A 23,408-nucleotide genomic window follows, 5' to 3' on the forward strand; every position below is an offset into this window, starting at 1 on the left:
CTTGTCGAGGGGATTCAGGGGCACGCGAGGTGGTACCGCGGTCCGCGAGGATCGTCCTCGCAGCAGCATCCGCCACGACGACCACTGCGAGAGACCATGACCTACCCGCGCTCCTCCTTCGGCCCCGCCGCCGACCAGGCCGCCACTGTGGCCCCGAGCCCCCGCTTCCCGCAGATCGAGGAGGAGGTGCTCGACTTCTGGAAGACCGACGACACCTTCCGCGCCTCCATCGAGCAGCGCGAGGGCGCCCCCGAGTGGGTGTTCTACGACGGCCCTCCCTTCGCGAACGGTCTGCCGCACTACGGCCACCTGCTCACGGGCTACGCGAAGGACGTGTTCCCGCGCTTCCAGACCATGATCGGGCACAAGGTCGACCGCGTCTTCGGATGGGACACCCACGGGCTCCCGGCCGAGCTCGAGGCGATGAAGCAGCTCGGGATCACCGAGAAGAGCGAGATCGAGGAGATGGGGATCGACGTCTTCAACGAGAAGGCGCGCTCCTCGGTCCTGAAGTACACGCGGGAGTGGGAGGACTACGTCACCCGCCAGGCCCGGTGGGTGGACTTCGAGCGCGGCTACAAGACGCTCGACCTCGGCTACATGGAGAGCGTGCTCTGGGCCTTCAAGACCCTGTACGACAAGGGACTCGCCTACGAGGGCTACCGCGTCCTCCCGTACTGCTGGCGCGATGAGACGCCGCTCTCCGCCCACGAGCTGCGCATGGACGACGACGTCTACCAGATGCGACAGGACCCGTCGGTCACCGTCACCTTCCCGCTCACCGGCGCGAAGGCCGAGGCGCTGGGCCTCACCGGCGTGCGCGCCCTCGCCTGGACGACGACCCCGTGGACCCTGCCGACCAACCTCGCGCTCGCCGTGGGCCCGGACATCGAGTACGTGGTGCTGCCCGCCGGTCCCGCCGGCGCCTCCGACGTGCACCAGGGCCGCGCCGCTCCCTCGGCCGACCAGCTCGCGGTCGAGGCCTCCGCGCACCGCTACCTGCTCGCGAAGGACCTGCTCGGCGGCTATGCCAAGGATCTCGGCTACGAGAGCCCGGAGGACGCGCTCGCCGCGGTCGACGCCACGCTGCGCGGTGCGGAGCTGGCCGACGTCACCTACGACCGCCTGTTCGACTACTACGCGGACGAGGAGACCTACGGCACGGGGAACGCTTGGCGCATCCTCGTCGACGACTACGTCACCACCACCGACGGCACCGGCATCGTCCACCAGGCACCCGCCTACGGTGAGGACGACCAGCGCGTCGCCGGCGCCGCGGGCATCCCCACGATCCTGTCCCTCGACGACGGCGGGCGCTTCCTCCCGAACGTTACCGATGTCGAGGGCGAGCTGTGGATGGATGCGAACACCCCGCTCGTGCGGATCATCCGCGACAACGGCCGTCTGGTCCGGCTGCAGAGCTACGAGCACTCCTACCCGCACTGCTGGCGCTGCCGGAACCCCCTCATCTACAAGGCCGTGTCGAGCTGGTTCATCCGGGTCACCGACATCAAGGACGACCTCCTCGCGAACAACGAGGAGATCACCTGGGTGCCGGAGAACGTGAAGGAGGGGCAGTTCGGCAAGTGGCTCGAGGGCGCCCGCGACTGGTCGATCAGCCGCAACCGCTACTGGGGCTCGCCCATCCCGATCTGGAAGAGCGACGACCCGGAGTACCCGCGCGTCGACGCCTACGGCTCGCTGGAGGAGCTGGAGCGCGACTTCGGCACGCTGCCGCGCAACCCCGAGGGCGAGGTGGACCTGCACCGCCCGTACATCGACGACCTGACGAGGCCGAACCCCGACGACCCCACGGGCAAGAGCACGATGCGGCGCATCGGCGACGTCTTCGACGTGTGGTTCGACTCCGGCTCGATGCCGTACGCCCAGGTGCACTATCCGTTCGAGAACCAGGAGTGGTTCGACTCGCACTCCCCGGCGGACTTCATCGTGGAGTACATCGGCCAGACCCGCGGCTGGTTCTACGTCATGCACGTGCTCTCGACGGCGCTGTTCAACCGCCCGGCGTTCACGGGCGTCAGCTGCCACGGCATCGTGCTCGGCAGCGACGGCTACAAGATGTCGAAGTCGCTGCGGAACTACCCGGACGTGTCCGAGGTGCTGGATCGCGACGGGTCCGATGCGATGCGCTGGTTCCTGATGTCCAGCGCCGTGCTCCGCGGCGGCAACCTCATCGTCACCGAGGAGGGCATCCGGTCCGGCGTGCGGGAGTTCCTGCTCCCGTTGTGGAACTCGTGGTACTTCTTCGCGACGTATGCGAATGCGTCGACAGGCTCGGCTACCCCGCACGGCACGGGCTCGGCTACCCAGGAAGGCGGGTACGAGGCGTCGTGGCGCACCGACTCGACCGACGTCCTCGACCGGTATATCCTCGCGCGCCTGGGCGACCTCGTCCGCGAGGTGCGGGCCGATCTGGAAGGTCTGGACTCGACCACCGCGTCCGCGCGCCTGCGCGACTTCGCCGAGGTGCTGACGAACTGGTACATCCGCCGCTCGCGCGACCGGTTCTGGGTGGGCGTGACGGACGACCCGAAGAGCCGCGAGGCATTCGACACGCTCTACACGGTGCTGGAGACCCTGTGCCGTGTGGCCGCGCCGCTCGTCCCGCTCATCAGCGAGCGCGTGTGGCAGGGCCTCACCGGCGGGCGCAGCGTGCACCTGCAGGACTGGCCTGATGCGGATCAGTTCCCCGCAGCCGACGAGATCCGCGACGCCATGGACGCCGTCCGTGAGCTGTCGAGCGTCGGCAATGCGCTGCGCAAGAAGGAGAAGCTCCGCGTGCGGCTGCCGCTCGCTCGGCTCACGGTGGTCTCTCCGCTCGCGGCCGACCTCGGCCAGTTCGAGGACATCCTCCGCGAGGAGCTCAACGTGAAGACCGTCGAGCTCGTCCCGCTGACCGACGAGGCGGCGGGGGAGTACGGCATCAGCCACCGGCTGAGCGTGAACGCCCGCGCTGCGGGTCCGCGCCTCGGCAAGGACGTGCAGAAGGCCATCCAGGCCGCGCGCTCGGGTGACTGGTCCGAGACCGACGGCGTCGTGACCGCCGGCGGCATCGCGCTGGAGCCCGCCGAGTACGACCTCGTCCTCGAGACCACGGGTCGCCCCGAGGGGGAGGCCCTGGCCATCGTCCCGTCCGGAGGCTTCGTCCTGCTCGACACCGACACGACGCCGGAGCTGGAGGCGGAGGGCATCGCCCGCGACGCCATCCGCGTCGTGCAGGAGGCGCGCAAGAACGCGGGTCTCGAGGTCAGCGACCGGATCGTGCTGGCACTCAATGCCGCTCCCGCGGAAGCGGCGGCGCTGGAGACCCACGCCGACCTCATCGCCGCCGAGACGCTCGCCGTCGCGATCGCCGTGCAGCCGACGGACGGCCTCGACCGGCTCGTCGACGAGGTCGCGAGCCCGGGAGACGGCGTGCATCGGAGCGGGGCGAAGGCCCTCGGGGCCGGGAAGGCGCCGCTCCTCGTCACGATCGACACGAACCTGGAGAAGGTGGGCGCATGAGTGCGAGAGACCGGGCCGACGCCGTCTACGAGACGCTGCTGAGCCGAGCCGGGGAACGCTGGGTGCAGCCGCGCAAGGAGCGGACGGCGCGGATCCTCGAGTACCTCGACGATCCGCAGCGCACCTACCGGGTCATCCACATCACGGGAACCAACGGCAAGACGTCCACCGCGCGGATGATCGAGAGCCTGCTGCGCGCCCATGATCTGCGCACCGGTCTGTTCACGAGCCCGCACCTGGAGCGGTTCACCGAGCGCATCATGATCGACGGCGAGCCGATCGCCGACGAGGCCGTCGCCGACGCCTGGGACGAGATCGAGCCGTTCGTGGGGATCGTCGACGCCGAGCTCGAGGCAGCGGGGGAGGCCCCGCTGACGTTCTTCGAACTGCTCACGGTCCTCGCCTTCGTCGCGGTCGCCGACGCGCCCGTCGACGTGCTCGTCCTCGAGGTCGGCATGGGTGGCGAGTGGGACTCCACGAACACCGCGGACGGCGACGTGGCGGTGTTCGCTCCGATCGACATCGACCACGCGGACCGTCTGGGAAGTACCATCGCCGAGATCGCCCAGGTCAAGGCCGGCATCATCAAGGAGGGCGCCGCCGTCGTCTCCGCCCAGCAGCCCGCCGAGGCCGCCGATGTGCTGCGCCGTGTGGCCGCGGAACGCCATGCCACCATCGCCTTCGAAGGCGAGGACTTCGGGCTCGCCGAGCAGAAGCTCGCCGTCGGCGGTCAGCTCCTCACCATCCGGGGCCTCGCGGGGCAGTACGAGGAGGAGTACCTGCCGCTGTACGGTGCGCACCAGGGGCACAACGCCGCGCTAGCCGTCGCCGCGGTCGAGTCGCTCATCGGCGGAGCCGGTCAGGCGATCGCCGGCGGAGTGATCTCCGACGGACTCCAGGGCAGCACGTCTCCCGGCCGGCTGCAGCTCCTCGGCATCGCCCCCACCGTCATCGTCGACGCCGCGCACAACCCGCACGGGGCCGCGGCGCTCGCCCAGGCGCTCGACGACAGCTTCGACTTCGACGAGTGGGGCCTCGTGCTCGGCGTCCTCGCGGACAAGGACGCGGCGGGGATCGTCGCGCGGCTCGCACCGGCCGCCGCGCACGTCTTCGCGACCGCGCCGGAGTCGGACCGCGCCAGCGATGCCGACCTCATCGCCGACCTCGTCGAACAGGCCGGACAGCGCGCCACCGTGCACCCGTCGCTCGCCGACGCCGCAGACGCGGCCCGGGAATGGGCGGCCTCGTCGGATCGTCGGGCCGTGGTCATCGCCGGATCCGTCGTGCTCGCGGGCGAGGCGATCGCGCTCTCCGAGGAGGAGGACTGGAAGTCGGGGTGGCGCGCATGAGTGCCTCCGCCGCACCGCGTCGACCGCGTGCCCCGCGCACCCTCGTGCAGAAGCTCGCACCGGTGGTGCTCGGCTTCGAGGCGATCGTCGTCTTCCTCGTCGGCCTCACCATCTTCGGCTTGAAGGCTCTGCCCAGCGGCATCGAGCAGTGGTGGGGGATCGTGGGCGGCGCCGTCGTGGCCGTGGCCTGCGTCGTCATCGCGGGCATGATCACGAAGCCCTGGGCGATCCCCGCCGGGTGGATCGTGCAGATCGTGGTCGCGCTGTCGGCCATCGCCGTCCCCGCCGTGCTTCTCGTCGTCCTGATTTTCGGCGGCATGTGGGCGTATGCGACCATCATGGGGGCCCGCCTGGACGCACGACGCCCGAGCGGGTCTCCGACCGCGCAGAACGCAGACACAGAGAGTGAATGACATGGCCACCGAAGAAACCCTCGTCCTCGTCAAGCCGGACGGTGTCGCCCGCGGCCTCACCGGAACGATCCTCGCCCGCATCGAGGCGAAGGGATACGCCCTCGTCGACATCCGCCTCGTCGAGCCCGATCGCGACCTCCTCGCCGCGCACTACGCCGAGCACGAGGGCAAGCCGTTCTACGAGCCGCTTCTCGAGTTCATGATGTCCGGTCCCTCCGTGGCGATCCGCCTCGCGGGCAACCGCGTCATCGAGGGCTTCCGCTCCCTCGCCGGCACGACCGACCCCACGACCGCCGCGCCGGGCACCATCCGTGGTGACTTCGGTCGCGACTGGGGCCTCAAGGTGCAGCAGAACCTCGTGCACGGCTCGGACAGCCCCGAGTCGGCCGCCCGCGAACTGGGCATCTGGTTCGACTGACCCCGATCCTCACGACGAAGCCCGTCCGCCGGAATGGCGGACGGGCTTCGTCGTTCGAGGGGATCAGAAGAGGATCTTCGCCATCTCGCCGAGGAAGTCGAGGCCCTGCAGCTGCGCGAGGAAGATGATCAGCGCGTAGGCGACGACGGTCGCCAGCGGCACCCACGGCATGAGCTTCTCGGCGCCCGCGCGGACCTTCGCATTGCTCGTGAACGTGCCGTTGCGGGCCAGGTGGACCATGGTGGCGAAGAAGGTGGGGATCGTGACCGCCCAGGTGACCATGCACCAGGGGCAGAGCACGAAGAGGTCGTAGAGGCTCTGGCCGATCAGCCAGCACACGAGGCCGAACGCGAAGGTGATGCCGGCCCCGAACGCGGCCCAGAACCAGCGCGGGAAGCGCGCGCCGGCGAGGATCGCGACGCCGACGACGAGCGGCGCCATCCAGCCGGTGAGACCGATGATCGGGTTCGGGAAGCCGAACACCGAGCCCTGCCACGACTGCAGGTTGGTGCTGCACTGGATGAACGGGCTGAGGTCGCACCCGAGCGCTTCCTGCGGGTGCTCCAGCAGCGCGAACTTCTCGACGGTGAGCTGGAAGGCGGCGTACCAGCCGATGACGCTCGCGATGATCAACCACACGGCATAGACGACGGGGCGGGTGCGCTGCTCGCTCATGCTCAGGATTATCCCAGCGACGGCTATGGAAAGGGCGAGAACCTCCCGGAGAAAACGGGCGGGGACCGACGGGATGCCGCGATCGGACCGACTTGGTGCGATAATGACCTGTGATGCGATGAACGGCGTTGCCGCGACACGTGTCGAGCAGACTTCGGGGCCCATGCCCCACGCGACCAGAGCCATGAGCCGGTCGCAGGCCGATTGAGTTCGCGGCACCCGCGGGTGCCGCATGAGATTTCACGGGACACGCAGTGGACCGTGCCAGGGAGCACGCCAGAGATGGCCGATGAGAACAATGACAACAACGCCCCCGCCCTCGACGCCCCGGCTGACGCCGCGGAGCCGCTGACGGCGCCCACCGACGCTCCGGTCGTCGAGACGGAGAGCGACGCTTCCGCGGCGCAGGCCCCGACCGAGGACGTCCCTGCGGAGCCCGACGCCGCCGCCGAGCCCGAGGCTCCCGCTGAGTCTGAGGCTCCCGCAGAGCCCGAGGCTCCGGCCGAGCCCGAGGCTCCGGCTGAGTCCGAGGCTCCCGCAGAGCCCGAGGCTCCCGCAGAGCCTGAGGCTCCCGCTGAGCCCGATGCTCCTGCCGAGTCCGAGGCTTCTGCCGAGCCTGAGGCCCCGGCCGAGCCGGAGAAGCCCGCGGCCGTCACCGCCGTGTCGCTCGGACTGCTGCCCGAGGTCTTCGTGTCGCAGGTGTCGACGCAGCTGCACTTCTACGCGCCGGAGGTCGTCCCGCTTCCCGCACGCCCCGGTCGTGACGACCGTGCGCCGGAGCGTGACCAGGAGGAGTCCGGGGGAGGGCGCCGCGGGCGTCGTCGCCGCGGCGGCTCCGAGGGGGACGAGCAGCGCGAGGAGCCGCGCCAGCGCCAGCGGGTCGTCGAGTACATCACCGAGCCGAAGGCGATCAAGGGCTCGACCCGCCTCGAGGCCAAGAAGCAGCGCCGTCGCGACGGACGCGACGCCGGCCGTCGTCGTCCGGTCGTGACCGAGGCCGAGTTCCTCGCGCGTCGCGAGTCCGTCGACCGCAAGATGGTCGTGCGCTCCAAGAACGGCCGGACCCAGATCGGTGTCCTGGAGGACGGCGTGCTCGTGGAGCACTACGTCGCCCGCAACCAGGACGCCTCGCTGATCGGCAACGTCTACCTCGGTCGCGTGCAGAACGTGCTTCCCAGCATGGAGGCCGCGTTCGTCGACATCGGTCGCGGCCGCAACGCCGTGCTCTACTCGGGCGAGGTGGACTGGGACGGCGTCGAGACCGGCAACCAGCCCCGTCGCATCGAACTGGCGCTCAAGCCGGGCGATCGCGTGCTCGTCCAGGTCACCAAGGACCCGGTGGGCCACAAGGGTGCCCGCCTCACGAGCCAGATCTCGCTGCCCGGCCGCTACCTCGTGTACGTGCCCGGCGGCTCGATGAACGGCATCAGCCGCAAGCTCCCCGACAACGAGCGCGCACGCCTCAAGCGCATCCTCAAGGAGGTGCTGCCGGAGTCGTCCGGCGTGATCGTCCGCACGGCGGCCGAGGGCGCCACCGAGGAGCAGCTGACCCGCGACGTGCAGCGCCTCACCTCGCAGTGGGAGCACATCCAGAAGCAGGTCGAGAGCCAGCAGGCTCCGGCGCTCCTGCACGCCGAGCCCGACCTGCTCGTGAAGATCGTCCGTGACGTCTTCAACGAGGACTTCACGAAGATGCTCATCCAGGGCGAGGAGTCGCAGCGCACGATCCGGGCGTACCTGGAGAGCGTCGCGCCCGACCTGCTGGAGCGTGTCGAGGCCTACGAGGACGACGTCGATCCGTTCGACGCGTTCCGCATCACCGAGCAGATCGAGAAGGCGCTGGACCGCAAGGTCTGGCTGCCCTCCGGCGGCTCGCTCGTGATCGACCGCACCGAGGCCATGACGGTCGTCGACGTCAACACCGGCAAGTTCGTCGGCTCCGGCGGCAACCTCGAGGAGACCGTCACCAAGAACAACCTCGAGGCGGCCGAGGAGATCGTCCGCCAGCTGCGTCTGCGTGACATCGGCGGCATCATCGTCGTCGACTTCATCGACATGGTGCTGGAGTCCAACCGCGACCTCGTTCTGCGCCGGCTGATCGAATGCCTGAGCCGGGACAGGACGAAGCACCAGGTCGCCGAGGTCACCTCGCTCGGCCTCGTCCAGATGACGCGCAAGAAGCTCGGTCTCGGGCTGCTGGAGACCTTCAGCGAGGCGTGCGAGGTGTGTGCCGGTCGCGGCGTGATCGTGCACCACGACCCGGTCGTGAAGCACCGCGCGAACGGCAACGGTGGCGGCAACGGCAACGGCAACGGCGGACGTCGTCAGCGGGGGAACGGCGGCAACGGCAATGGCAACGGCAACGGTGGAGGCAACAACCAGTCCGCCCCCGCCGCCCCGCCGGTGACCCACAGCATCACCGAGGGGGCCAAGTCGGCCCTCGCCCAGATCGCGGCCTCCACGATCGTGCCTGCGGGCGATGCGCCTGCCGACGTCCCCTCTACCGAGGCCACTCCGGCTCCGGCCCCCGAGCGCCCGAAGAAGGCCCGGAAGAAGCGCGGCGACCGCAAGGGGCCGAAGACGCCGACCGAGGAGCTGCTCGACTCGGTGCTGGACGCGCTTCCGGAGCCGAAGGCACCGGGTCAGGGCCGTGGACGGCGCCGGGTCACCACCGCCGCCCTCTCCGGCACGCCCGTGTCCGTGAACTCGGAGGCGTCAGTGCCGCCGGTCGCGTCCGCGGACCCGGAGGCCTGAGGCGATCAGGCGCCGGACCAGCTCCTTGCCGGGGACATGCTGCGCACCCCCGGCGATGAGCCGGGGGACGGCGTCCTCCGGGACGTCGTAGTGGTCGAGGTCGAAGGCCCGGGCGGGGATGCCGTGCGCGCGAGCGAACGCGTGCAGCTCGTCGAGGTTGTCGTCGCTGACCAGGTGCGCCCACAGGCGTCCATGGGCGGGCCAGCGGGGGTCGTCGACGAGTACGGTCACTCCGTCAGCCTACGACCGGCCCCGTCACCCGGCTCACTTTGCGAGGTCAGCCGGCATCCGGTAAAGTAGTCCCTTGGTGCGCATGCCGCGTCGTCCTCGACGGCCGAAGCGGAGAGTCTTGCATTCGCGCCCGTCGTACCAGCGACGCATGCAAGCAACAGTCTTCCCGTGAGATTCTCGGAGCCGCGTGCTCCCCAACGAAACAGGTATGAAGTGGTTTACGCAGTAGTGCGCGCCGGTGGCCGGCAGGAGAAGGTCGAGGTCGGCACCATCGTTCAGCTCGACCGTGTTCAGGCTGCCCAGGGCGACAAGATCCAGCTGCCCGCCGTGCTGCTCGTCGACGGCTCCACGGTGACCACCGACGCCGACGCGCTGGCGAAGGTCACCGTCACGGCTGAGGTCGTCGGCAACCTCCGCGGCCCGAAGATCGTCATCCAGAAGTACAAGAACAAGACCGGCTACAAGAAGCGTCAGGGCCACCGCCAGGAGCTCACGCGCGTCAAGATCACCGGCATCAAGTAAGACCGAGGAGACCAGGACATGGCACACAAAAAGGGCGCAAGCTCCACCCGTAACGGTCGTGACTCCAACGCACAGCGCCTCGGCGTGAAGCGCTTCGGCGGTCAGCAGGTCCTCGCCGGCGAGATCATCGTCCGCCAGCGCGGCACGCACTTCCACCCCGGCGCCAACGTCGGCCGTGGTGGCGACGACACGCTGTTCGCTCTGGCCGCCGGTGCGGTCGAGTTCGGCGCGAAGGGCGGCCGCAAGGTCGTCAACATCGTCGCTGCTGCTGAGTGATCACAGCACCACGCTAAACATCCGGTTCGGGGCGGGCTTCGGCTCGCCCCGTCCGTGTATCTGCCGTCAGGCACCCTGAGCAACCGAAGGACTCGCACATGGTCACGTTCGTCGACACCGTCACACTGCACCTGCGTGCGGGCAAGGGCGGCAACGGCTGCGTCTCCGTGCACCGGGAGAAGTTCAAGCCCCTCGGCGGCCCGGACGGCGGCAACGGGGGCGACGGCGGCGACATCGTCCTCGTCGCCGACACGCAGACCGGCACGCTGCTGTCGTACCACCACTCGCCGCACCGCTCGTCGGGCAACGGCGGCCCCGGCATGGGCGACCACCGCTCCGGCTTCGACGGCGAGACCCTGGAGCTCCCCGTCCCGGTCGGCACCGTGGTCAAGAACCCGAACGGCGACGTGCTGATCGACATGATCGAGCCCGGTGAGCGCTTCGTCGTGGCCGCGGGCGGTCAGGGGGGACTGGGCAACGCCGCCCTGGCGACCCCCAAGCGCAAGGCTCCTGGCTTCGCCCTGCTCGGCACCCCGGGCTTCGAGGGCGACGTCGTCCTCGAGCTCAAGACCGTGGCCGACGTGGCGCTCGTCGGCTACCCGTCCGCGGGCAAGTCGAGCCTCATCGGTGCGATCTCGGCCGCGCGGCCCAAGATCGCCGACTACCCGTTCACGACCCTGCACCCGAATCTCGGTGTCGTGCAGGTGGAGGACTTCCGTTACACCGTCGCCGATGTGCCCGGCCTCATCGAGGGCGCCAGCGAGGGCCGCGGGCTCGGACTCGAGTTCCTGCGGCACGTGGAGCGCTGCTCCGCCCTGCTGCACGTGCTCGACTGCGCGACGCTGGAGCCGAACCGCGACCCGATCTCCGACCTCGACGTGATCCTCGCCGAGCTCGCCGCGTACGAGGTCCCGGAGGGGCAGACGCCGCTGCTGGAGCGCCCGCAGTTCGTGGCGCTGAACAAGGTCGACGTGCCGGAGGCGCGCGACCTCGCCGATCTCGTGCGCCCCGATCTCGAGGCTCGCGGATTCCGGGTCTTCGAGATCTCCACGGTCTCGCACGAGGGGCTCCGCCCGCTCACGCTCGCCCTCGGCGAGCTGGTCGAGCAGCATCGCAAGGAGACCGCGGTCGAGGCGCCGCGCGAGCGCGTCGTCATCCGCCCGAAGGGCTCCGTGAAGCCGTTCACCATTCGCGTCGAGGGCGGCACGTACGGCAACGTCTACCGCATCCTCGGCGAGAAGCCGGTGCGCTGGGTGCAGCAGACCGACTTCCAGAACGAGGAGGCCGTGGGCTACCTCGCCGACCGTCTGGAGAAGCTGGGCGTCGAGGATGAGCTCTTCCGTCTCGGCGCCGTGCAGGGCTCGACCGTCGTGATCGGCGAAGGCGACAGCATCGTCTTCGACTGGGAGCCCACGATGAGCTCGGCTGCCGAGCTCATGACGGCGCCCCGAGGCACCGACCCGCGTCTGGCTCCGAACGCCCGCCGGACCACGTCCGAGCGTCGTGAGAAGTACTACGAGCGCATGGACGCGAAGGCGCAGGCGCGCGCCGAGCTTGAGGCGGAGCGGCTCGCCACGTACCGCGAGGACGAGGCGTGACCGCACGTACGCGCGCCGATCTCGCGACGGCGACGCGGATCGTCGTGAAGGTGGGCTCGTCGTCCATCAGCGGCGAGTCCTCCTGGCGGATCCCGGTTCTCGTCGAGGCACTGGCGGCCGCGCACGCCCGCGGCGCCGAGGTCGTGCTCGTGTCGTCGGGGGCGATCGCCTCCGGCATCCCGTTCCTCCGTCTGGACGCGCGACCCACCGACCTCGCCACGCAGCAGGCTGCGGCGGCGGTCGGCCAGAACATCCTCGTGTACCGGTATCAGGAGGCCCTGCGTCCGTTCGACATCGTCGCCGGCCAGGTGCTGCTCACCACCGGAGACCTGGAGAACCCGACGTCGCGCTCGAACGCGCGTCGCGCGATGGAACGCCTCCTCGGGCTGCGCACCCTGCCGATCGTCAACGAGAACGACACCGTCGCGACGCAGGAGATCCGCTTCGGCGACAACGACCGTCTCGGCGCTCTCGTCGCCCAGCTCATCGAGGCCGACGCGCTCATCCTGCTCAGCGACATCGAGTCGCTGTACACCCGCCCGCCGAGCGACCCCGGCGCGGAGCCCATCGACATCGTGGCCCCCGACGCCGACCTCTCCGGACTGGAGTTCGGTGCCAGCGTCGTCAACAGCGTCGGCACCGGGGGAGCGGCCACGAAGGTCTCCGCCGCCCGGCTGGCCGCGGCGTCCGGCATCGGTGTCCTCGTGACCAGCGCGGACCTCGTGGCACAGGCGCTCGCGGGTGCCGACATCGGAACCTGGTTCGAGCCGGCCACCTCCTAGACTGGGCGGATGACCGACCTCACCCCTCAGACGCGCCTGGAGCGGGCCAAGGACGCCTCGCGCGACACCGCCGCCCTCACCAGCGACGACAAGGCGCGGGCGCTCGAAGCCGTCGCCGTCGCCCTCGAGGAGAACGCCGCCCGCATCATCGAGGCCAACCAGCGCGACGTCGCGCGCGGTCGGGACGACGGCATCGGCGAGTCGCTCATCGATCGGCTCCGTCTCGACGAGAAGCGGGTGTCGGCTCTCGCGGACGCCGTCCGCCAGGTGGCCGCGTTGCCCGATCCCGTCGGCCGGGTCGTGGGTGGTCATCGGATGCCCAACGGCGTCGCCCTCGAACAGGTGCGCGTCCCCTTCGGAGTGGTCGGGGCGATCTACGAGGCGCGTCCCAACGTCACGGTCGACATCGCGGCGCTCGCCCTGCGGTCCGGGAACGCCGTGGTCCTGCGCGGAGGCAGTGCCGCACGCGAGTCGAACACGGTGCTCGTCGATGTGATGCGCTCCGCCCTGGGAACGGCGGGCGTGACGCCCGAGGCGATCCAGACCGTCGACGACTTCGGTCGCGACGGGGCGAAGGCGCTCATGCACGGCCGCGGCTTCATCGACGTGCTGGTGCCGCGCGGCAGCGCCGGCCTCATCGAGACCGTCGTGACGGAGTCGACCGTGCCCGTCATCGAGACGGGCGCCGGCAACGTGCACATCCTGCTCGACGAGAGCGCCCCCGACGACTGGGCCTGCGACATCGTCGTGAATGCCAAGGTGCAGCGGCCGAGCGTGTGCAATGCGGTCGAGACCGTCCTCGTGCACCGGCAGGCCGCCCCGCGGCTGATCCCCCTCGTCGCGAGCGCGCTCATGAGCGAGGGCGTGGCGATCCACGGCGACGATGTCGTGGCGGGGCTCGTCGCCAACGTGATCCCGGCCACGGAGGAGGACTGGGCCACCGAGTACCTCAGCCTCGACGTCGCCATGAAGGTGGTCGACAGCCTCGATGACGCTCTCGACCACATCCGCCGCTACAGCACGGGACACACGGAGTCGATCATCACCACCGACGCGCGCAACGCGGAACGCTTCCTGGCCGAAGTCGACTCCGCCGTCGTGATGGCCAACGCGTCCACCCGGTTCACCGACGGGGCCGAGTTCGGCTTCGGCGCCGAGGTGGGGATCTCGACGCAGAAGCTGCATACGCGCGGGCCGATGGGGCTCTCCGAGCTGACCAGTACGAAATGGCTGGCGCGTGGGGCAGGTCAGACGCGCGGGTGAGGGCTAGACTGGGGGACGCTGTATCCCTACAGGACCCCCGAGACAGCACGCCACGAACGGAGTCAGGATGAACCTCGTCGCACAGATCGCGATGGCCGCCGCAGAGACCGAGCACCACGGCAACGTGGCCCTCGACACCCTGATCTTCGGAGTCATCGCCGCGATCGTGTTCGCCGCCCTCGGGATCGTGACGCTGTCGTACAAGAACGTGGCGAACCGTCACTCGGCCAAGGCCGAGGCCTGGGCGGCGAAGCACGGCAAGGACCACGAGGCGGGACACGGCCACTAGGCCCTCATGAGCACCGCGACCACGCGCGCACCGCGCATCGGCGTGATGGGCGGCACCTTCGACCCGATCCATCACGGCCACCTGGTCGCCGCCAGCGAAGTCGCGCACTCGTTCGATCTCGACGAGGTGGTCTTCGTCCCGACGGGTCGTCCGTGGCAGAAGGCGGACGTGACGCCCAGCGAGCACCGCTATCTCATGACCGTCATCGCGACGGCGTCCAACCCGCAGTTCACCGTGAGCAGGGTCGACATCGACCGCGCGGGACCCACCTACACGATCGACACCCTCCGGGATCTCAAGGCCCAGCGTCCGGACGCGGAGCTGTTCTTCATCAGCGGCGCCGATGCCGTGGCGCAAATTCTCAGTTGGAGAGACCATGATGAACTGTGGGAGCTGGCCCACTTCGTCGCGGTCTCCCGCCCAGGACACGTTCTGAGCATCGACGGCCTCCCGAGCGACGACGTCAGCCAGCTCGAGGTGCCGGCGCTGTCGATCTCGTCGACGGACTGTCGTGAGCGCGTCCGTGACGATCAACCGGTCTGGTACCTCGTCCCCGACGGGGTCGTCCAGTACATCGCGAAGCATCATCTGTATCGGAGCAAGGCATGAGCACATCGGATCAGCGAGGTCCGCTGACGCGGAAGCAGCTGCGGGAGATCCGGTTGACGGGATCCACCCCGATCATCAGCGAGGAAGAGGCGAAGGCCGCCGCGGAGTCCGCTCCTCCCGCCCAGCCGTTGCCCCGCGCCGCCGAGCCCGTCGTGGTCCCTCCGGCGCCGGTCGCCGAAGGCCCCGTCGAGCCCGGTGCCGCTCCGCTGACCCGCCGTCAGGCGCGGGAGCAGGAGAAGATCAAGACCGCCTCGGTCCCGGTCGTCGACGCGGAAGATCAGGACGCACCTGACGTCCCTGCCGACGAGCAGCCCCCGGCACCGGTGGAGGACGATGACGCCGTCGACGACGAGGTCGCCGCCGAGCCCGTCAGCGCCGCCGGCGTCGCCGAGACCGTCGGCACGGTGCCGCTCGTCGAGGACGAGGATGCACCGGCGGAGTCGACCTCCGAAGACCTCTCGGAGGTCCTCGGCGTCCCTGCGGAGGACGAGGCCTCGGACGAGGACCTCCTCGAGGACGAGGCCGACGACGACATCGAGCCGGGCGAGCGCCCGACGGTGAGCCCGACGTTCGGAGAGGGAGTGCTCCAGGAGGAGGCACCCGCCGAGCCCGCGCCGTTCCGTCCTTCGTTCGACGAGCTGCTCACCTCGAACGACTCCGGCGGCACTCAGCATTCGGCGCCGAACGCGTTGATCTTCACCCCGTCGGCCGGCGAGGGCTCGCTGTCCGGGCCGGTGGCCTCCACCGGCGAGATCCTCGTCACGGGGTCGTACGAGCTGCCGAAGGGGCTCGGCTCGCAGGGCCACGCCCACGGCACGACGGACGGCAAAGAGGTCGACGCCGTCCTCATCGACGGCGAGCTCCCGCCCGCGTCTTCTCCGACTCCGATCGCGGCGAGCTCCGCGATCAGCACCATCAAGCCCGCCGGTGAGGTGATCCGTCCGCCGGCACCCGAGAAGGGCAACCGGCTCATGCTGATCGCCGCCATCGTCGCGGGCGCCCTCGCGCTGGGCCTGGGCACCGCCCTGGTCATCGCCTTCACAGGAAACGTCTTCTGATGCAATCACCCGAAACCGCCGAAGAGATGCTGCGCATCGCTGCCGAAGCCGCCGTGGCCAAGGGCGGTGAGGATCTCGTCGCGCTGAACGTCTCCGAGCCGCTTCCGCTCGTCGACATCTTCCTCCTCGTGACCGGCAACAGCGAGCGGAACGTCGCCGCCATCGCCGACGAGATCGAGGATCGTCTCGTCGAGTCCGGGCACAAGCGTGTGCGCCGGGAGGGGCGAGCCGAGGCGCGCTGGGTGCTGCTGGACTTCGGAGACCTCATCGTCCACGTCTTCCACCAGGAGGAGCGGGTCTACTACGGCCTGGAGCGCCTGTGGAAGGACTGCCCGGTCATCCCGCTCGAGGTGGCCGAAGCGTCGGCTGACAACGCCTGACATGGCCACGCACCTGCTGACCGGTGCGGGCTCCGGCATCGGCGCGGTCCTCGCCCGACGCCTCCTGGAGCGCGGCGACGACGTCCTGGTCCTCGCGCGCGACGCGGGACGGGCACGACAGATCGCCGAGGAGCTCCCCGGGGTCTCGACCCTGGTCGGCGACCTCGCCCAGCCGGGACGCCTCTCCTGGGCGCTGTCGAAGCAGAGCCTGCCCGATCGCATCGACTCCCTGGTGCATGCCGCCGGAGTCGTCGACCTCGGGACCGTGGGGGATCTCGCCCCGGCGCTCTGGGACCAGCAGCTCGCGGTCAATCTCGTCGCCCCGGCGGAGCTCACGCGGCTCCTGCTTCCCGTCCTCCGCGTCTCGCGGGGGCACGTCGTGTTCGTGAACTCCGGCGCCGGGCTCCGGGCGAGCCCGGGGTGGTCGGCCTACGCGGCCTCGAAGCACGGCCTCCGCGCTCTCGCGGATGCCCTTCGGCAGGAGGAGGCCGAGCACGGTCTCCGCGTGACCTCGGTCTACCCGGGGCGCACGGCGACGCCCATGCAGGAGCGGGTGCACCGGCAGGAGGGCCAGGAGTACGACCCGACGCGGTTCATCACACCGGAAGCGGTGGCGACGACGATCCTCACCGCGCTCGACCTGCCGCGGGACGCCCACCTGACGGACCTGACGATACGGCCTCAGGGCTGAGCGAGCCGATCACACCATTCTCCTGCATCTCCTCGTGAGGGTGTCAAGGCCCTTCCCTTCCCTGGCGGGGTATCGGAGGCTCGTCATCAGAGAGTCCTGGAGGGCCGACTGATGTCAGAAGTTCCTGATCCCCGTTTCGTGCTTCACCGCATCACGCCGTCGGAGTGGGTGATCAACGATCTGCGCTATCCACCGAACGATCCCCGCCACGTCGTCGCCTGCGTCTACGAGCTCGCCGACACCGAAGTCGAGGTCACGTGGCTGCGCGATCTTCCGCTGGCGATCCGCTACGGTACGGCGTTCGAGGTGCTGGAGGAGGTCGAGCGGATGCAGGGCGCCAGCCGGGCCACGCGGCCCATCGCGATCCCGTCTCGCCCGCCGCTGCTCGCCACCTGAGCCGGCTGCCCACGAGAAAGGGCACCCCTCCGTGAGGAGGCGGTGCCCTTTCTCGTGTCCGGGTCAGTCGTCGCCGACGACGGCGGCGCGATCGGCCTGGGCGCTGTCGATCTGGGCGTCGTCCGCGTCCTCGTCGAGCACCTCTTCGCCGTCCACCTCGCGCGTCGGGACGTCTTCGGCGTCTCCGTCGCTGATCGGGGGGAGAGGCGGGATCGGGGGAGTCGTGTTGGACATGTCGTCTCCTTTCGTCGGATGCCCTCTGTCTACGCCGGCACGCGCGGAGGCGGGAGACCGTTGACGTGCGGAGGCGGGGACGGCTACGGAGCCGCTCAGGAGGCGGGCGGCGTGCCGCCTCCCGGGCCGCCGCTCACCCCGGACGCGGACTGCTGCTCGACGCTGTTCGCGTAGTCGTCGGTCGGGTCGCGGTAGATGGTGTGCACGTGGCCCCAGCCGGACGTCGTCACCCCCTCGACATCGGCGCCCGCGGAGCCCTGCTGCGCCTGGAACGCGATGTACACCTTCGGGCCGGAGATGGAGAAGTCGATGCCGTCCCCGGTGCTCATGTCGTACGCCGTCGCCCCGGACCAGGCGATGACGGTGTCGTCCAGCGTCTCCTCGATCTCGGCCAGCGCCGCGTCGGTGGTCTCCTCGTCGCTCATCCCCGCCCAGTTCGCGATGAGCTGGAGCAGCAGGTCGCGCTGCTCGTCCGAGAGATCGGCTCCGGACAGGCCCGCGCCGGTGGAGAAGTCGCACGTGTCGCCCGGTGCGCACATGCTCACGTCGCCGGAGGTCAGCGTGGCCTGCTGGTCCTCGGTGAGGCTGTCGAAGAACGCGAAGGCATCCGTGTAGATCCCGTCGAACGGCTGCACCTCCTCGCCGTCCTCGTCCGTGTAGACGGCGGGCTGGACGCCGAGGTGCGTGGGAGCGAACGTGATCGCGTCGGCACTGCCGTCCAGCGTGGCGTTGATACCGAGGTGGTGCCCGCCGAACTGCACCTCGAAGGCGCTGTCGGTCGCCGTCGGATCGCCGAAGAAGGCGATGTAGTACTGCCCGAGAGACTCCTCCGTGCTGCTGCTGTTCTCGGCGAGGTACTCGTCGCCGCCCATGATCCCGGTCACGGTGGCATAGGCCTCGTCGCTCAGCAGAGACTCCAGCACGGCGAGCGCCGCCGCCCGCTGCTCCTCCGTGAGATCAGCGAGGTTCAGCCCGGCTCTCTGCACGAACGTCACCGGGAAGTTCGACCACGACGTCGTCTTCGTCTCGTCGTCGAAGTCGTACAGCACGGCCTCCCGCTGCTCGTCGGTGAGCGTGGCGAGGAAAGCCGCCGCCGCAGCGGAGGTGTCGGCGATCGTCCCCGCCGTCGTTCCGGCGTCCGTCGACGCGGCGGCGGTGGTCGAGGTGGACGACGAGGCAGAGGTCGTCGGTTCGGCGGTGGTGGCGGCCGCGCAGCCGCTGAGGACGAGGCCGCCCGCGAGGACGAGGCCGGAGAGCCAGGCGAGGCGTTTCTGTGCGGGAGTGGATGTCGTGTTCATGGCCTCAGGTTAGGATGACGATCAGTGGCGATCCTTTGTGCCGTCGATGGGGTTCCTATGACCACTGCGGAACCGTGCATTTTCGGAGGACCCGGACTTCATCCGGACGGGGGAGCCGCGTACGCCGACCGACCGATTCGTGACGAGCGCGCCGATGACAGCGTGGAGGTATGACCACGAAGAAGAGAGCAATCGTCCTGGGAGTGTCCATCGCCGCCGGCCTGGCGGTCATCGGAGGACTGGGCGCCGCCGGTTACTACCTGTTCAACCAGCCGACCGACTACCGCATCACGTATGAGCTCCATGGCCTGAGCGGCGACGAGAAGATCCGCTACCAGGACACGGATTTCGCCGAGGGGTTCGTGTTCGGGACCAAGGAGACGGAGGAGACGGTCGTCGATGCCCGTCCCGGCGACATGACCCTGGAGGCCATCGTGACCGAAGGTCAGGAGGCCGCCGTGGTCATCGAGAACGCGGGAGCAGGCGTGACCTGCGCGATCGTGCAGGATGCCGGGGATGCGAACCTCGAGCTCCTCCGCACGGACGAGGAGATCGCGACGGCAGGCTCCCTCGCGTGCCGTGCCCTCCTCGACTGAGCTGCACGGCGCGCGTCGCCCCAGGCATTCGCGCGGCAGCAGGCATTCCCGCTCAATGGGGCCTGTTGTCGCGCGAGTGCCTGAGGCCGAGCGGATGAGCTAGGGGAGGTAGCGGTCCACGATCGTGCGGAGTTGTGCCTCGTCGGGTGCCGTGGTCACGCCGGTCACGCGCTGCAGCGTCGCGAACGGAGTCGACGCGGACCCGACGGGAGCCGGCTCGATCTGCGTCTTCCAGTCGGGAGCGATGTGGTCGAGGAGCAGGCCGAGCTGGGCTCCCGAGAAGTAGGAGTAGTCGCGTTCCAGGATGATCTGCTGTTCCGGGTCGTCGATCAGAGCGTCGAGGCCGTCGGTGAAGGTGGTCTGTACGGGCGTGAGGCCTCGTGCCTTGTCGAAAGCCCGCTCGACGTAGGTCGCCGTCCCTTCGATGGCCTCCAGCTGGATCTCCAGCTCCAGAGTCGGCCACGTCGTATAGCGTGCCATGCGCACCGTGGCGAGGTCGGACGCGAGGGTGGCCAGCGCCTGCGGGTCCGTCTCGGTCTCGACCTTGTCGAAGATCCGCGCCTCGACGCGGAGCAGCTCGTACTGCGCCTCCGTGTGCGGGTAGTCGGGGATGAGCCCACCGGCCACCCAGGGCCAGGCGCCGGGCGCTTCCGGATCGAGCCCCTGCTTCGTGACGTGGAAGTTCTCGTGCAGGGAGAAGCGCGCGAAACCCTGCGATGTCGTCGTCTCGGTGTCGAGGATCGCCTGGTTGTACTTGAACGCGAGGACATCGTCTCCGCTCACGTCGATGACGCCGAAGTTCGACGGAGCGTACAGCAGCCACTCCCCGACACCGAATGTCCGGCTGATGCGGACGTCATCGAGGTGAGTGGCTCCGGGAACGTCGATCTTCGTCATGCCGGAGGTGTCCGTGACGCCGCTCATGTTGACGAGGATCGCGTGCGACCAGAAGGAGCTCTTCTCCCCGTCCGTGCGCAGCAGCACCAGCGGTTGCTCCTCGTACCGGTAGGCGTCCGTCCAGATCTCCGCCGCATGCGCCGCCGTGATGTCGTACTGCTCCGACAGCTGCGTGAGCATCTCCTTGTCGGTGGCGTCGAGCCCGTCGTAGTCCGACGGGGTGGGGGCGAGGAGGCGCCACGCGATCACCCCGCCGATGCCGAGCGCGAGGACGGCGAGAACACCGAGGATCACAGGGGCCACGCGGCGACCGCGAGACCGGGTGACGGAAGAGTGCATATGTAACACGTTACCGCCGAGGTTGTTCGATTTCGTATGCTCCTCTTCAGGCGAGCGCGCGGCGTCAGGCGAGGAGAACGGTGAGTGCCTGATGGGGCGCGCATGCCTGATGCGGCGGGATGCGGCACGGCCCAGAAACACGAAAACCCCTGGATAACCAGGGGTTTTTCGTGGACCTGAGGGGACTCGAACCCCTGACCCCCTGCATGCCATGCAGGTGCGCTACCAGCTGCGCCACAGGCCCAGACGCTGCTCCAGAGTGCTCCGGGCAACGTGAAAACACTACTACACGAATCCGCATCCGCACCAATCGGGGCGGGCCGCCCGGGCGCGTCGGGGCACGAGGAACATCCGGAGGACCGACGGCGTTCGATCCATCGTGAGCACTCTCGACAGCATCGTGATCGGCGCCGGCCAGGCCGGGCTGTCCGCGTCGTTCCACCTGCGCCGTCGTGGGATCGAGCACGTCGTGCTGGATGCCGATGCACGGGCCGGGGGAGCCTGGCAGCACCGGTGGGACGCCCTCACGATGCGCGACGTGCACGGGGTCGCCGAGCTCCCGGGAGACGCCGCGCCGCCGCGGGACGGGCGTCGGGCCAATATCGCGGTGCCGGAGTATTTCGCCGCGTACGAGAAGGCCCATGATCTGCCGGTGCTGCGGCCGGTGCACGTCCGCCGGGTCCATGGCGACGCCGGGGTCCTGGTCGTCGAGGCCGACGAGGGGGAGTGGCGCACCCGCACCCTCGTCAACGCGACGGGCACCTGGACGCAACCCTTCCTCCCGCACTATCCGGGGATGGAGACGTTCCTCGGGGAGCAGTTCCACACCGTCGACTATCCGGGTCCGGAGCACTTCCTCGGCAAGCGGGTGCTGGTCGTCGGCGGCGGTGCGTCCGCGGTGCAGTTCCTCGGTGCCCTCGCTCCTCTCACCGAGACGCTGTGGGTCACCCGGCGCCCGCCCGTCTGGCGCGACGACGACTTCACGCCGGAGGCCGGTGCGGCCGCTGTCGCGCTCGTCGAGAAGCGGGTGGCAGCAGGACTGCCCCCGGAGAGCGTGGTCAGCGTCACGGGTCTGATGCTGCGACCGCAGGAACGGGAAGCGGAGCGTCTCGGGGCGTATGCCGACCGTCGGCCGCTCTTCCAGCGCATCGAACCCGACGGCGTGTGCTGGGCCGATGGAGCGTTCGAGCGCGTCGACGTGATCCTGTGGGCGACGGGGTTCCGACCCGCGATCGGTCACCTCGCTCCCCTCCATCTGCGCAGTGCCGCCGGCGGAATCCAGCTCGACCGCGGCGGCCGCGGCACGACAGCGGTGGCCGACCCCCGGGTGCAGCTCGTCGGGTACGGCCCCTCTGCGAGCACCATCGGCGCGAACCGGGCGGGGCGGGCCGCTGCGGCCGGTGTCGTCCGCGCGCTCGCGAAGACGGGAGCCGCGGTCTCGTCCTGACCGTTTCGTCGCCCGAGGCCTCCTCTGGATACGCTGGGAGGCATGCTGCGCATCGTCCTGACCGTCGTCTGGCTGCTTCTCTCCGCGTGGCTCCTCGTCTGGGTCGGCGAAGGCCTGTTCGGGGTGGATCAGCGCGAGTCGATCCTCCCGTTCGCGAGCGGTGACGGTCTCGGCGGCCCCATCGTGATCGGTGTGGCGTGGGGTCTGCTGCTCACCTTCGGTGGGCCGATGTCGGGACTGGCGCGGCGCAAGAAGGTCCGTGGTCCGGCCCAGATCGGTGTCGGCACCGTCGTCGAGATGTCCCGGACCGGCGTCACCGTGAACGACGTCCCGCAGTACGACCTCTTCATCCGGGTCAGCCCCAGCATCGGCGACGACTTCATCGGACAGCTGCGCATGCTGCTCGACGCCGGCGACGTCGGAGCGCTGCAAGTGGGGCAGCCCGTCCCCGTCCGCTACAACGTCGACGACCCCGATACGGTCGAACTCGCGGACCTCAGCGACCCGAGCGTCCGAGAGGCGATGCTGCAGTGGCGCATCGACCGCGGCCTCATCGACCCGTCCCAGGTCCGCGCGCGCACGACGGGGACCCAGGTGCCCGCGTCCGTCGTGGAGGTGCGTCCGACCGGCCGGCGTCGTGAGGGGCAGAGCGAGCTCGCGCTGAAGGTGCTCGTGGCCCCCGAGGGCGCAGAGCCGTGGGAGGCCGACACCACCGTGTTCGTCTACCCGCAGGCCGTGTCGCGCCTGCAGGTGGGGGCGCCGATCTGGGCGTTCTACCGGCGGGAGGACCCGCACACGGTCGCCGTCACCATCGAGAAGGAGCCGGCCCGATGAACCCCCTCGACACGCTGATGTGGCTGGTGAACTTCCCGGCCGCGCACGGTTACGCGATGGTGTTCATCGCGGCGTTCTCGATCCTCGGTCTGTTCGCTGTCTCGGCGCGGGGAACCAGCGGCGGCGGTTCGCTGAGAGCCGTGCGCGAGCGCGAGGGTCTGCTCCCGGCAGCCACGCGCTCCCGCGGGAACGTCGTCGGCGCCGTGGTCCGCGTGGTCTTCCGGGTGCTGGCCTTCGTCATGCTCGGCTTCCTCGTCATCGGGATCCTGAGTCTGACCGGCGTCCCGGTGACCCGCGCGTACATCTTCGAGAACGGGCGCCCGACGACGGGCACGGTCGACGGGGACTGGGTGACGTTCACGGCTGCCGACGGCACCGAGTACACGCTGGAGAGCGATTTCTTCACTCCGGCCGTGTACCCGGACCGTGACGCGTGGCTCCCGAGCGGGGCGCCGGTGGTCGTGCGGTACCTGCCCTCGCACCCGCAGGCCTTCGTCATCGACAGTTCCCAGATCCCGGACTGACGTCGGAGAG

The 23,408-nt window shown here is 69.7% G+C and carries 25 protein-coding genes and 1 tRNA gene; 20 read left to right on the forward strand and 6 right to left on the reverse strand.

Translation table 11 applies throughout. The annotated features are described in order from the left end of the window. Positions 1-96 precede the first annotated feature (96 nt). From ileS to ndk, 4 genes are read left to right on the forward strand one after another with little or no spacing between them, the layout of a single operon-like run. Positions 97-3,525 carry an isoleucine--tRNA ligase gene (ileS, locus tag ACIQID_RS01240; protein ID WP_400281292.1) on the forward strand — a complete coding sequence of 1,143 codons (3,429 nt, stop codon included), beginning with the start codon at positions 97-99 and terminating at the stop codon, positions 3,523-3,525. Next, positions 3,522-4,874, forward strand: coding sequence for a folylpolyglutamate synthase/dihydrofolate synthase family protein (locus ACIQID_RS01245; RefSeq protein WP_331202998.1), 1,353 nt, complete (start codon positions 3,522-3,524; stop codon positions 4,872-4,874). Before ileS ends, ACIQID_RS01245 begins: the two co-directional genes overlap by 4 nt. Beyond that, positions 4,871-5,287, forward strand: coding sequence for a DUF4233 domain-containing protein (locus ACIQID_RS01250; protein ID WP_312672214.1), 417 nt, complete (start codon positions 4,871-4,873; stop codon positions 5,285-5,287). The genes ACIQID_RS01245 and ACIQID_RS01250 overlap by 4 nt, the downstream gene beginning before the upstream one ends. Before the next feature lies 1 nt (position 5,288). Then, entirely contained in the window at positions 5,289-5,705 is a 417-nt protein-coding gene (gene ndk / locus ACIQID_RS01255; RefSeq protein ID WP_071329548.1) for a nucleoside-diphosphate kinase, read from the forward strand. 63 nt (positions 5,706-5,768) lie between these two features. Here ndk and ACIQID_RS01260 read toward each other — a convergent pair whose 3' ends face one another. Beyond that, positions 5,769-6,380: a vitamin K epoxide reductase family protein gene (locus ACIQID_RS01260; protein WP_312672215.1), complete on the reverse strand. Its 612-nt coding sequence runs from the start codon at positions 6,378-6,380 to the stop codon at positions 5,769-5,771. Between the two features lie 282 nt (positions 6,381-6,662). Here ACIQID_RS01260 and ACIQID_RS01265 point away from each other — a divergent pair, with 282 nt between their 5' ends. Then, on the forward strand, positions 6,663-9,134 hold the full coding sequence (locus tag ACIQID_RS01265) for an Rne/Rng family ribonuclease (protein WP_400281297.1): 2,472 nt from the start codon (positions 6,663-6,665) through the stop codon (positions 9,132-9,134). Here the strand turns inward: ACIQID_RS01265 and ACIQID_RS01270 are convergent. Beyond that, positions 9,096-9,365 (reverse strand): DUF4031 domain-containing protein, encoded by a 270-nt coding sequence (locus tag ACIQID_RS01270; RefSeq protein WP_136051936.1) that lies wholly within the window; start codon positions 9,363-9,365, stop codon positions 9,096-9,098. The two genes, ACIQID_RS01265 and ACIQID_RS01270, sit on opposite strands and share 39 nt — an antisense overlap. A 213-nt stretch (positions 9,366-9,578) precedes the next feature. Here ACIQID_RS01270 and rplU point away from each other — a divergent pair, with 213 nt between their 5' ends. The 11 genes from rplU to ACIQID_RS01325 all read left to right on the forward strand — a co-directional run bounded on the left by rplU (position 9,579) and on the right by ACIQID_RS01325 (position 17,229). Then, on the forward strand, positions 9,579-9,887 hold the full coding sequence (gene rplU, locus ACIQID_RS01275) for a 50S ribosomal protein L21 (RefSeq protein WP_025104973.1): 309 nt from the start codon (positions 9,579-9,581) through the stop codon (positions 9,885-9,887). 18 nt (positions 9,888-9,905) lie between these two features. Further along, entirely contained in the window at positions 9,906-10,163 is a 258-nt protein-coding gene (rpmA, locus tag ACIQID_RS01280) for a 50S ribosomal protein L27 (protein ID WP_025104972.1), read from the forward strand. Between the two features lie 98 nt (positions 10,164-10,261). Further along, on the forward strand, positions 10,262-11,761 hold the full coding sequence (gene obgE / locus ACIQID_RS01285) for a GTPase ObgE (protein ID WP_331202995.1): 1,500 nt from the start codon (positions 10,262-10,264) through the stop codon (positions 11,759-11,761). Then, positions 11,758-12,543 carry a glutamate 5-kinase gene (proB, locus tag ACIQID_RS01290; protein ID WP_331202994.1) on the forward strand — a complete coding sequence of 262 codons (786 nt, stop codon included), beginning with the start codon at positions 11,758-11,760 and terminating at the stop codon, positions 12,541-12,543. Before obgE ends, proB begins: the two co-directional genes overlap by 4 nt. A gap of 9 nt (positions 12,544-12,552) precedes the next feature. After that, on the forward strand, positions 12,553-13,806 hold the full coding sequence (locus ACIQID_RS01295) for a glutamate-5-semialdehyde dehydrogenase (RefSeq protein ID WP_331202993.1): 1,254 nt from the start codon (positions 12,553-12,555) through the stop codon (positions 13,804-13,806). A gap of 67 nt (positions 13,807-13,873) precedes the next feature. Next, positions 13,874-14,095 (forward strand): hypothetical protein, encoded by a 222-nt coding sequence (locus ACIQID_RS01300; protein WP_025104968.1) that lies wholly within the window; start codon positions 13,874-13,876, stop codon positions 14,093-14,095. A gap of 6 nt (positions 14,096-14,101) precedes the next feature. Further along, positions 14,102-14,704, forward strand: a complete 603-nt coding sequence (nadD, locus tag ACIQID_RS01305) for a nicotinate-nucleotide adenylyltransferase (RefSeq protein ID WP_029989831.1) — start codon at positions 14,102-14,104, stop codon at positions 14,702-14,704. Further along, a complete protein-coding gene (locus tag ACIQID_RS01310) occupies positions 14,701-15,762 on the forward strand; it encodes a hypothetical protein (protein WP_400281306.1) in 1,062 nt (353 codons plus the stop codon). Before nadD ends, ACIQID_RS01310 begins: the two co-directional genes overlap by 4 nt. Then, positions 15,762-16,142, forward strand: coding sequence for a ribosome silencing factor (gene rsfS, locus ACIQID_RS01315; RefSeq protein WP_105949979.1), 381 nt, complete (start codon positions 15,762-15,764; stop codon positions 16,140-16,142). Before ACIQID_RS01310 ends, rsfS begins: the two co-directional genes overlap by 1 nt. 1 nt (position 16,143) lies before the next feature. After that, positions 16,144-16,833, forward strand: a complete 690-nt coding sequence (locus ACIQID_RS01320) for an SDR family oxidoreductase (protein WP_400281309.1) — start codon at positions 16,144-16,146, stop codon at positions 16,831-16,833. Between the two features lie 138 nt (positions 16,834-16,971). Further along, entirely contained in the window at positions 16,972-17,229 is a 258-nt protein-coding gene (locus tag ACIQID_RS01325) for a hypothetical protein (protein WP_312672234.1), read from the forward strand. A gap of 63 nt (positions 17,230-17,292) precedes the next feature. On the opposite strand, the gene ACIQID_RS01330 is transcribed toward ACIQID_RS01325, so the two are convergent. Both ACIQID_RS01330 and ACIQID_RS01335 read right to left on the reverse strand, forming a co-directional pair. Beyond that, positions 17,293-17,463, reverse strand: a complete 171-nt coding sequence (locus ACIQID_RS01330; protein WP_400281312.1) for a hypothetical protein — start codon at positions 17,461-17,463, stop codon at positions 17,293-17,295. A 95-nt stretch (positions 17,464-17,558) separates the two neighbouring features. Continuing rightward, positions 17,559-18,761, reverse strand: a complete 1,203-nt coding sequence (locus ACIQID_RS01335) for a DUF3500 domain-containing protein (RefSeq protein ID WP_400281315.1) — start codon at positions 18,759-18,761, stop codon at positions 17,559-17,561. A gap of 170 nt (positions 18,762-18,931) precedes the next feature. Between ACIQID_RS01335 and ACIQID_RS01340 the strand changes: the two genes are divergently transcribed. Next, complete coding sequence (locus ACIQID_RS01340) at positions 18,932-19,357, forward strand: hypothetical protein (RefSeq protein WP_400281318.1); 426 nt, start codon at positions 18,932-18,934, stop codon at positions 19,355-19,357. Positions 19,358-19,456: 99 nt separating this feature from the next. On the opposite strand, the gene ACIQID_RS01345 is transcribed toward ACIQID_RS01340, so the two are convergent. Beyond that, the gene (locus ACIQID_RS01345) at positions 19,457-20,557 is read right to left on the reverse strand and encodes a hypothetical protein (protein WP_400281321.1); all 1,101 of its coding nucleotides are present in this window, start codon (positions 20,555-20,557) and stop codon (positions 19,457-19,459) included. Between the two features lie 207 nt (positions 20,558-20,764). Further along, positions 20,765-20,837, reverse strand: a tRNA-Ala gene (locus ACIQID_RS01350). 135 nt (positions 20,838-20,972) lie between these two features. On the opposite strand from ACIQID_RS01350, the gene ACIQID_RS01355 reads away from it, so the two are divergent. The 3 genes from ACIQID_RS01355 to ACIQID_RS01365 are packed head-to-tail and all read left to right on the forward strand — an operon-like array spanning position 20,973 to position 23,398. After that, on the forward strand, positions 20,973-22,040 hold the full coding sequence (locus tag ACIQID_RS01355; RefSeq protein ID WP_400281324.1) for a flavin-containing monooxygenase: 1,068 nt from the start codon (positions 20,973-20,975) through the stop codon (positions 22,038-22,040). Between the two features lie 42 nt (positions 22,041-22,082). Then, positions 22,083-22,874, forward strand: coding sequence for a hypothetical protein (locus tag ACIQID_RS01360; RefSeq protein ID WP_400281327.1), 792 nt, complete (start codon positions 22,083-22,085; stop codon positions 22,872-22,874). Beyond that, positions 22,871-23,398, forward strand: a complete 528-nt coding sequence (locus ACIQID_RS01365) for a DUF3592 domain-containing protein (RefSeq protein WP_400281330.1) — start codon at positions 22,871-22,873, stop codon at positions 23,396-23,398. The genes ACIQID_RS01360 and ACIQID_RS01365 overlap by 4 nt, the downstream gene beginning before the upstream one ends. Positions 23,399-23,408: the final 10 nt, after the last annotated feature.

Source organism: Microbacterium sp. NPDC091676, assembly GCF_044756645.1.
GTDB classification, from domain to species: Bacteria; Actinomycetota; Actinomycetes; order Actinomycetales; family Microbacteriaceae; genus Microbacterium; species Microbacterium paraoxydans_D.

Excerpts from the sequence above, each read along its gene's own strand:
- ileS (WP_400281292.1), top strand. The coding sequence starts at position 97 with ATGACCTACCCGCGCTCCTCCTTCGGCCCCGCCGCCGACCAGGCCGCC.
- ACIQID_RS01245 (WP_331202998.1), top strand. The coding sequence starts at position 3,522 with ATGAGTGCGAGAGACCGGGCCGACGCCGTCTACGAGACGCTGCTGAGC.
- ACIQID_RS01250 (WP_312672214.1), top strand. The coding sequence starts at position 4,871 with ATGAGTGCCTCCGCCGCACCGCGTCGACCGCGTGCCCCGCGCACCCTC.
- ndk (WP_071329548.1), top strand. The coding sequence starts at position 5,289 with ATGGCCACCGAAGAAACCCTCGTCCTCGTCAAGCCGGACGGTGTCGCC.
- ACIQID_RS01260 (WP_312672215.1), bottom strand. The coding sequence starts at position 6,380 with ATGAGCGAGCAGCGCACCCGCCCCGTCGTCTATGCCGTGTGGTTGATC.
- ACIQID_RS01265 (WP_400281297.1), top strand. The coding sequence starts at position 6,663 with ATGGCCGATGAGAACAATGACAACAACGCCCCCGCCCTCGACGCCCCG.
- rpmA (WP_025104972.1), top strand. The coding sequence starts at position 9,906 with ATGGCACACAAAAAGGGCGCAAGCTCCACCCGTAACGGTCGTGACTCC.
- obgE (WP_331202995.1), top strand. The coding sequence starts at position 10,262 with ATGGTCACGTTCGTCGACACCGTCACACTGCACCTGCGTGCGGGCAAG.
- ACIQID_RS01295 (WP_331202993.1), top strand. The coding sequence starts at position 12,553 with ATGACCGACCTCACCCCTCAGACGCGCCTGGAGCGGGCCAAGGACGCC.
- ACIQID_RS01300 (WP_025104968.1), top strand. The coding sequence starts at position 13,874 with ATGAACCTCGTCGCACAGATCGCGATGGCCGCCGCAGAGACCGAGCAC.
- nadD (WP_029989831.1), top strand. The coding sequence starts at position 14,102 with ATGAGCACCGCGACCACGCGCGCACCGCGCATCGGCGTGATGGGCGGC.
- ACIQID_RS01310 (WP_400281306.1), top strand. The coding sequence starts at position 14,701 with ATGAGCACATCGGATCAGCGAGGTCCGCTGACGCGGAAGCAGCTGCGG.
- rsfS (WP_105949979.1), top strand. The coding sequence starts at position 15,762 with ATGCAATCACCCGAAACCGCCGAAGAGATGCTGCGCATCGCTGCCGAA.
- ACIQID_RS01320 (WP_400281309.1), top strand. The coding sequence starts at position 16,144 with ATGGCCACGCACCTGCTGACCGGTGCGGGCTCCGGCATCGGCGCGGTC.
- ACIQID_RS01330 (WP_400281312.1), bottom strand. The coding sequence starts at position 17,463 with ATGTCCAACACGACTCCCCCGATCCCGCCTCTCCCCCCGATCAGCGAC.
- ACIQID_RS01335 (WP_400281315.1), bottom strand. The coding sequence starts at position 18,761 with ATGAACACGACATCCACTCCCGCACAGAAACGCCTCGCCTGGCTCTCC.
- ACIQID_RS01340 (WP_400281318.1), top strand. The coding sequence starts at position 18,932 with ATGACCACGAAGAAGAGAGCAATCGTCCTGGGAGTGTCCATCGCCGCC.
- ACIQID_RS01360 (WP_400281327.1), top strand. The coding sequence starts at position 22,083 with ATGCTGCGCATCGTCCTGACCGTCGTCTGGCTGCTTCTCTCCGCGTGG.
- ACIQID_RS01365 (WP_400281330.1), top strand. The coding sequence starts at position 22,871 with ATGAACCCCCTCGACACGCTGATGTGGCTGGTGAACTTCCCGGCCGCG.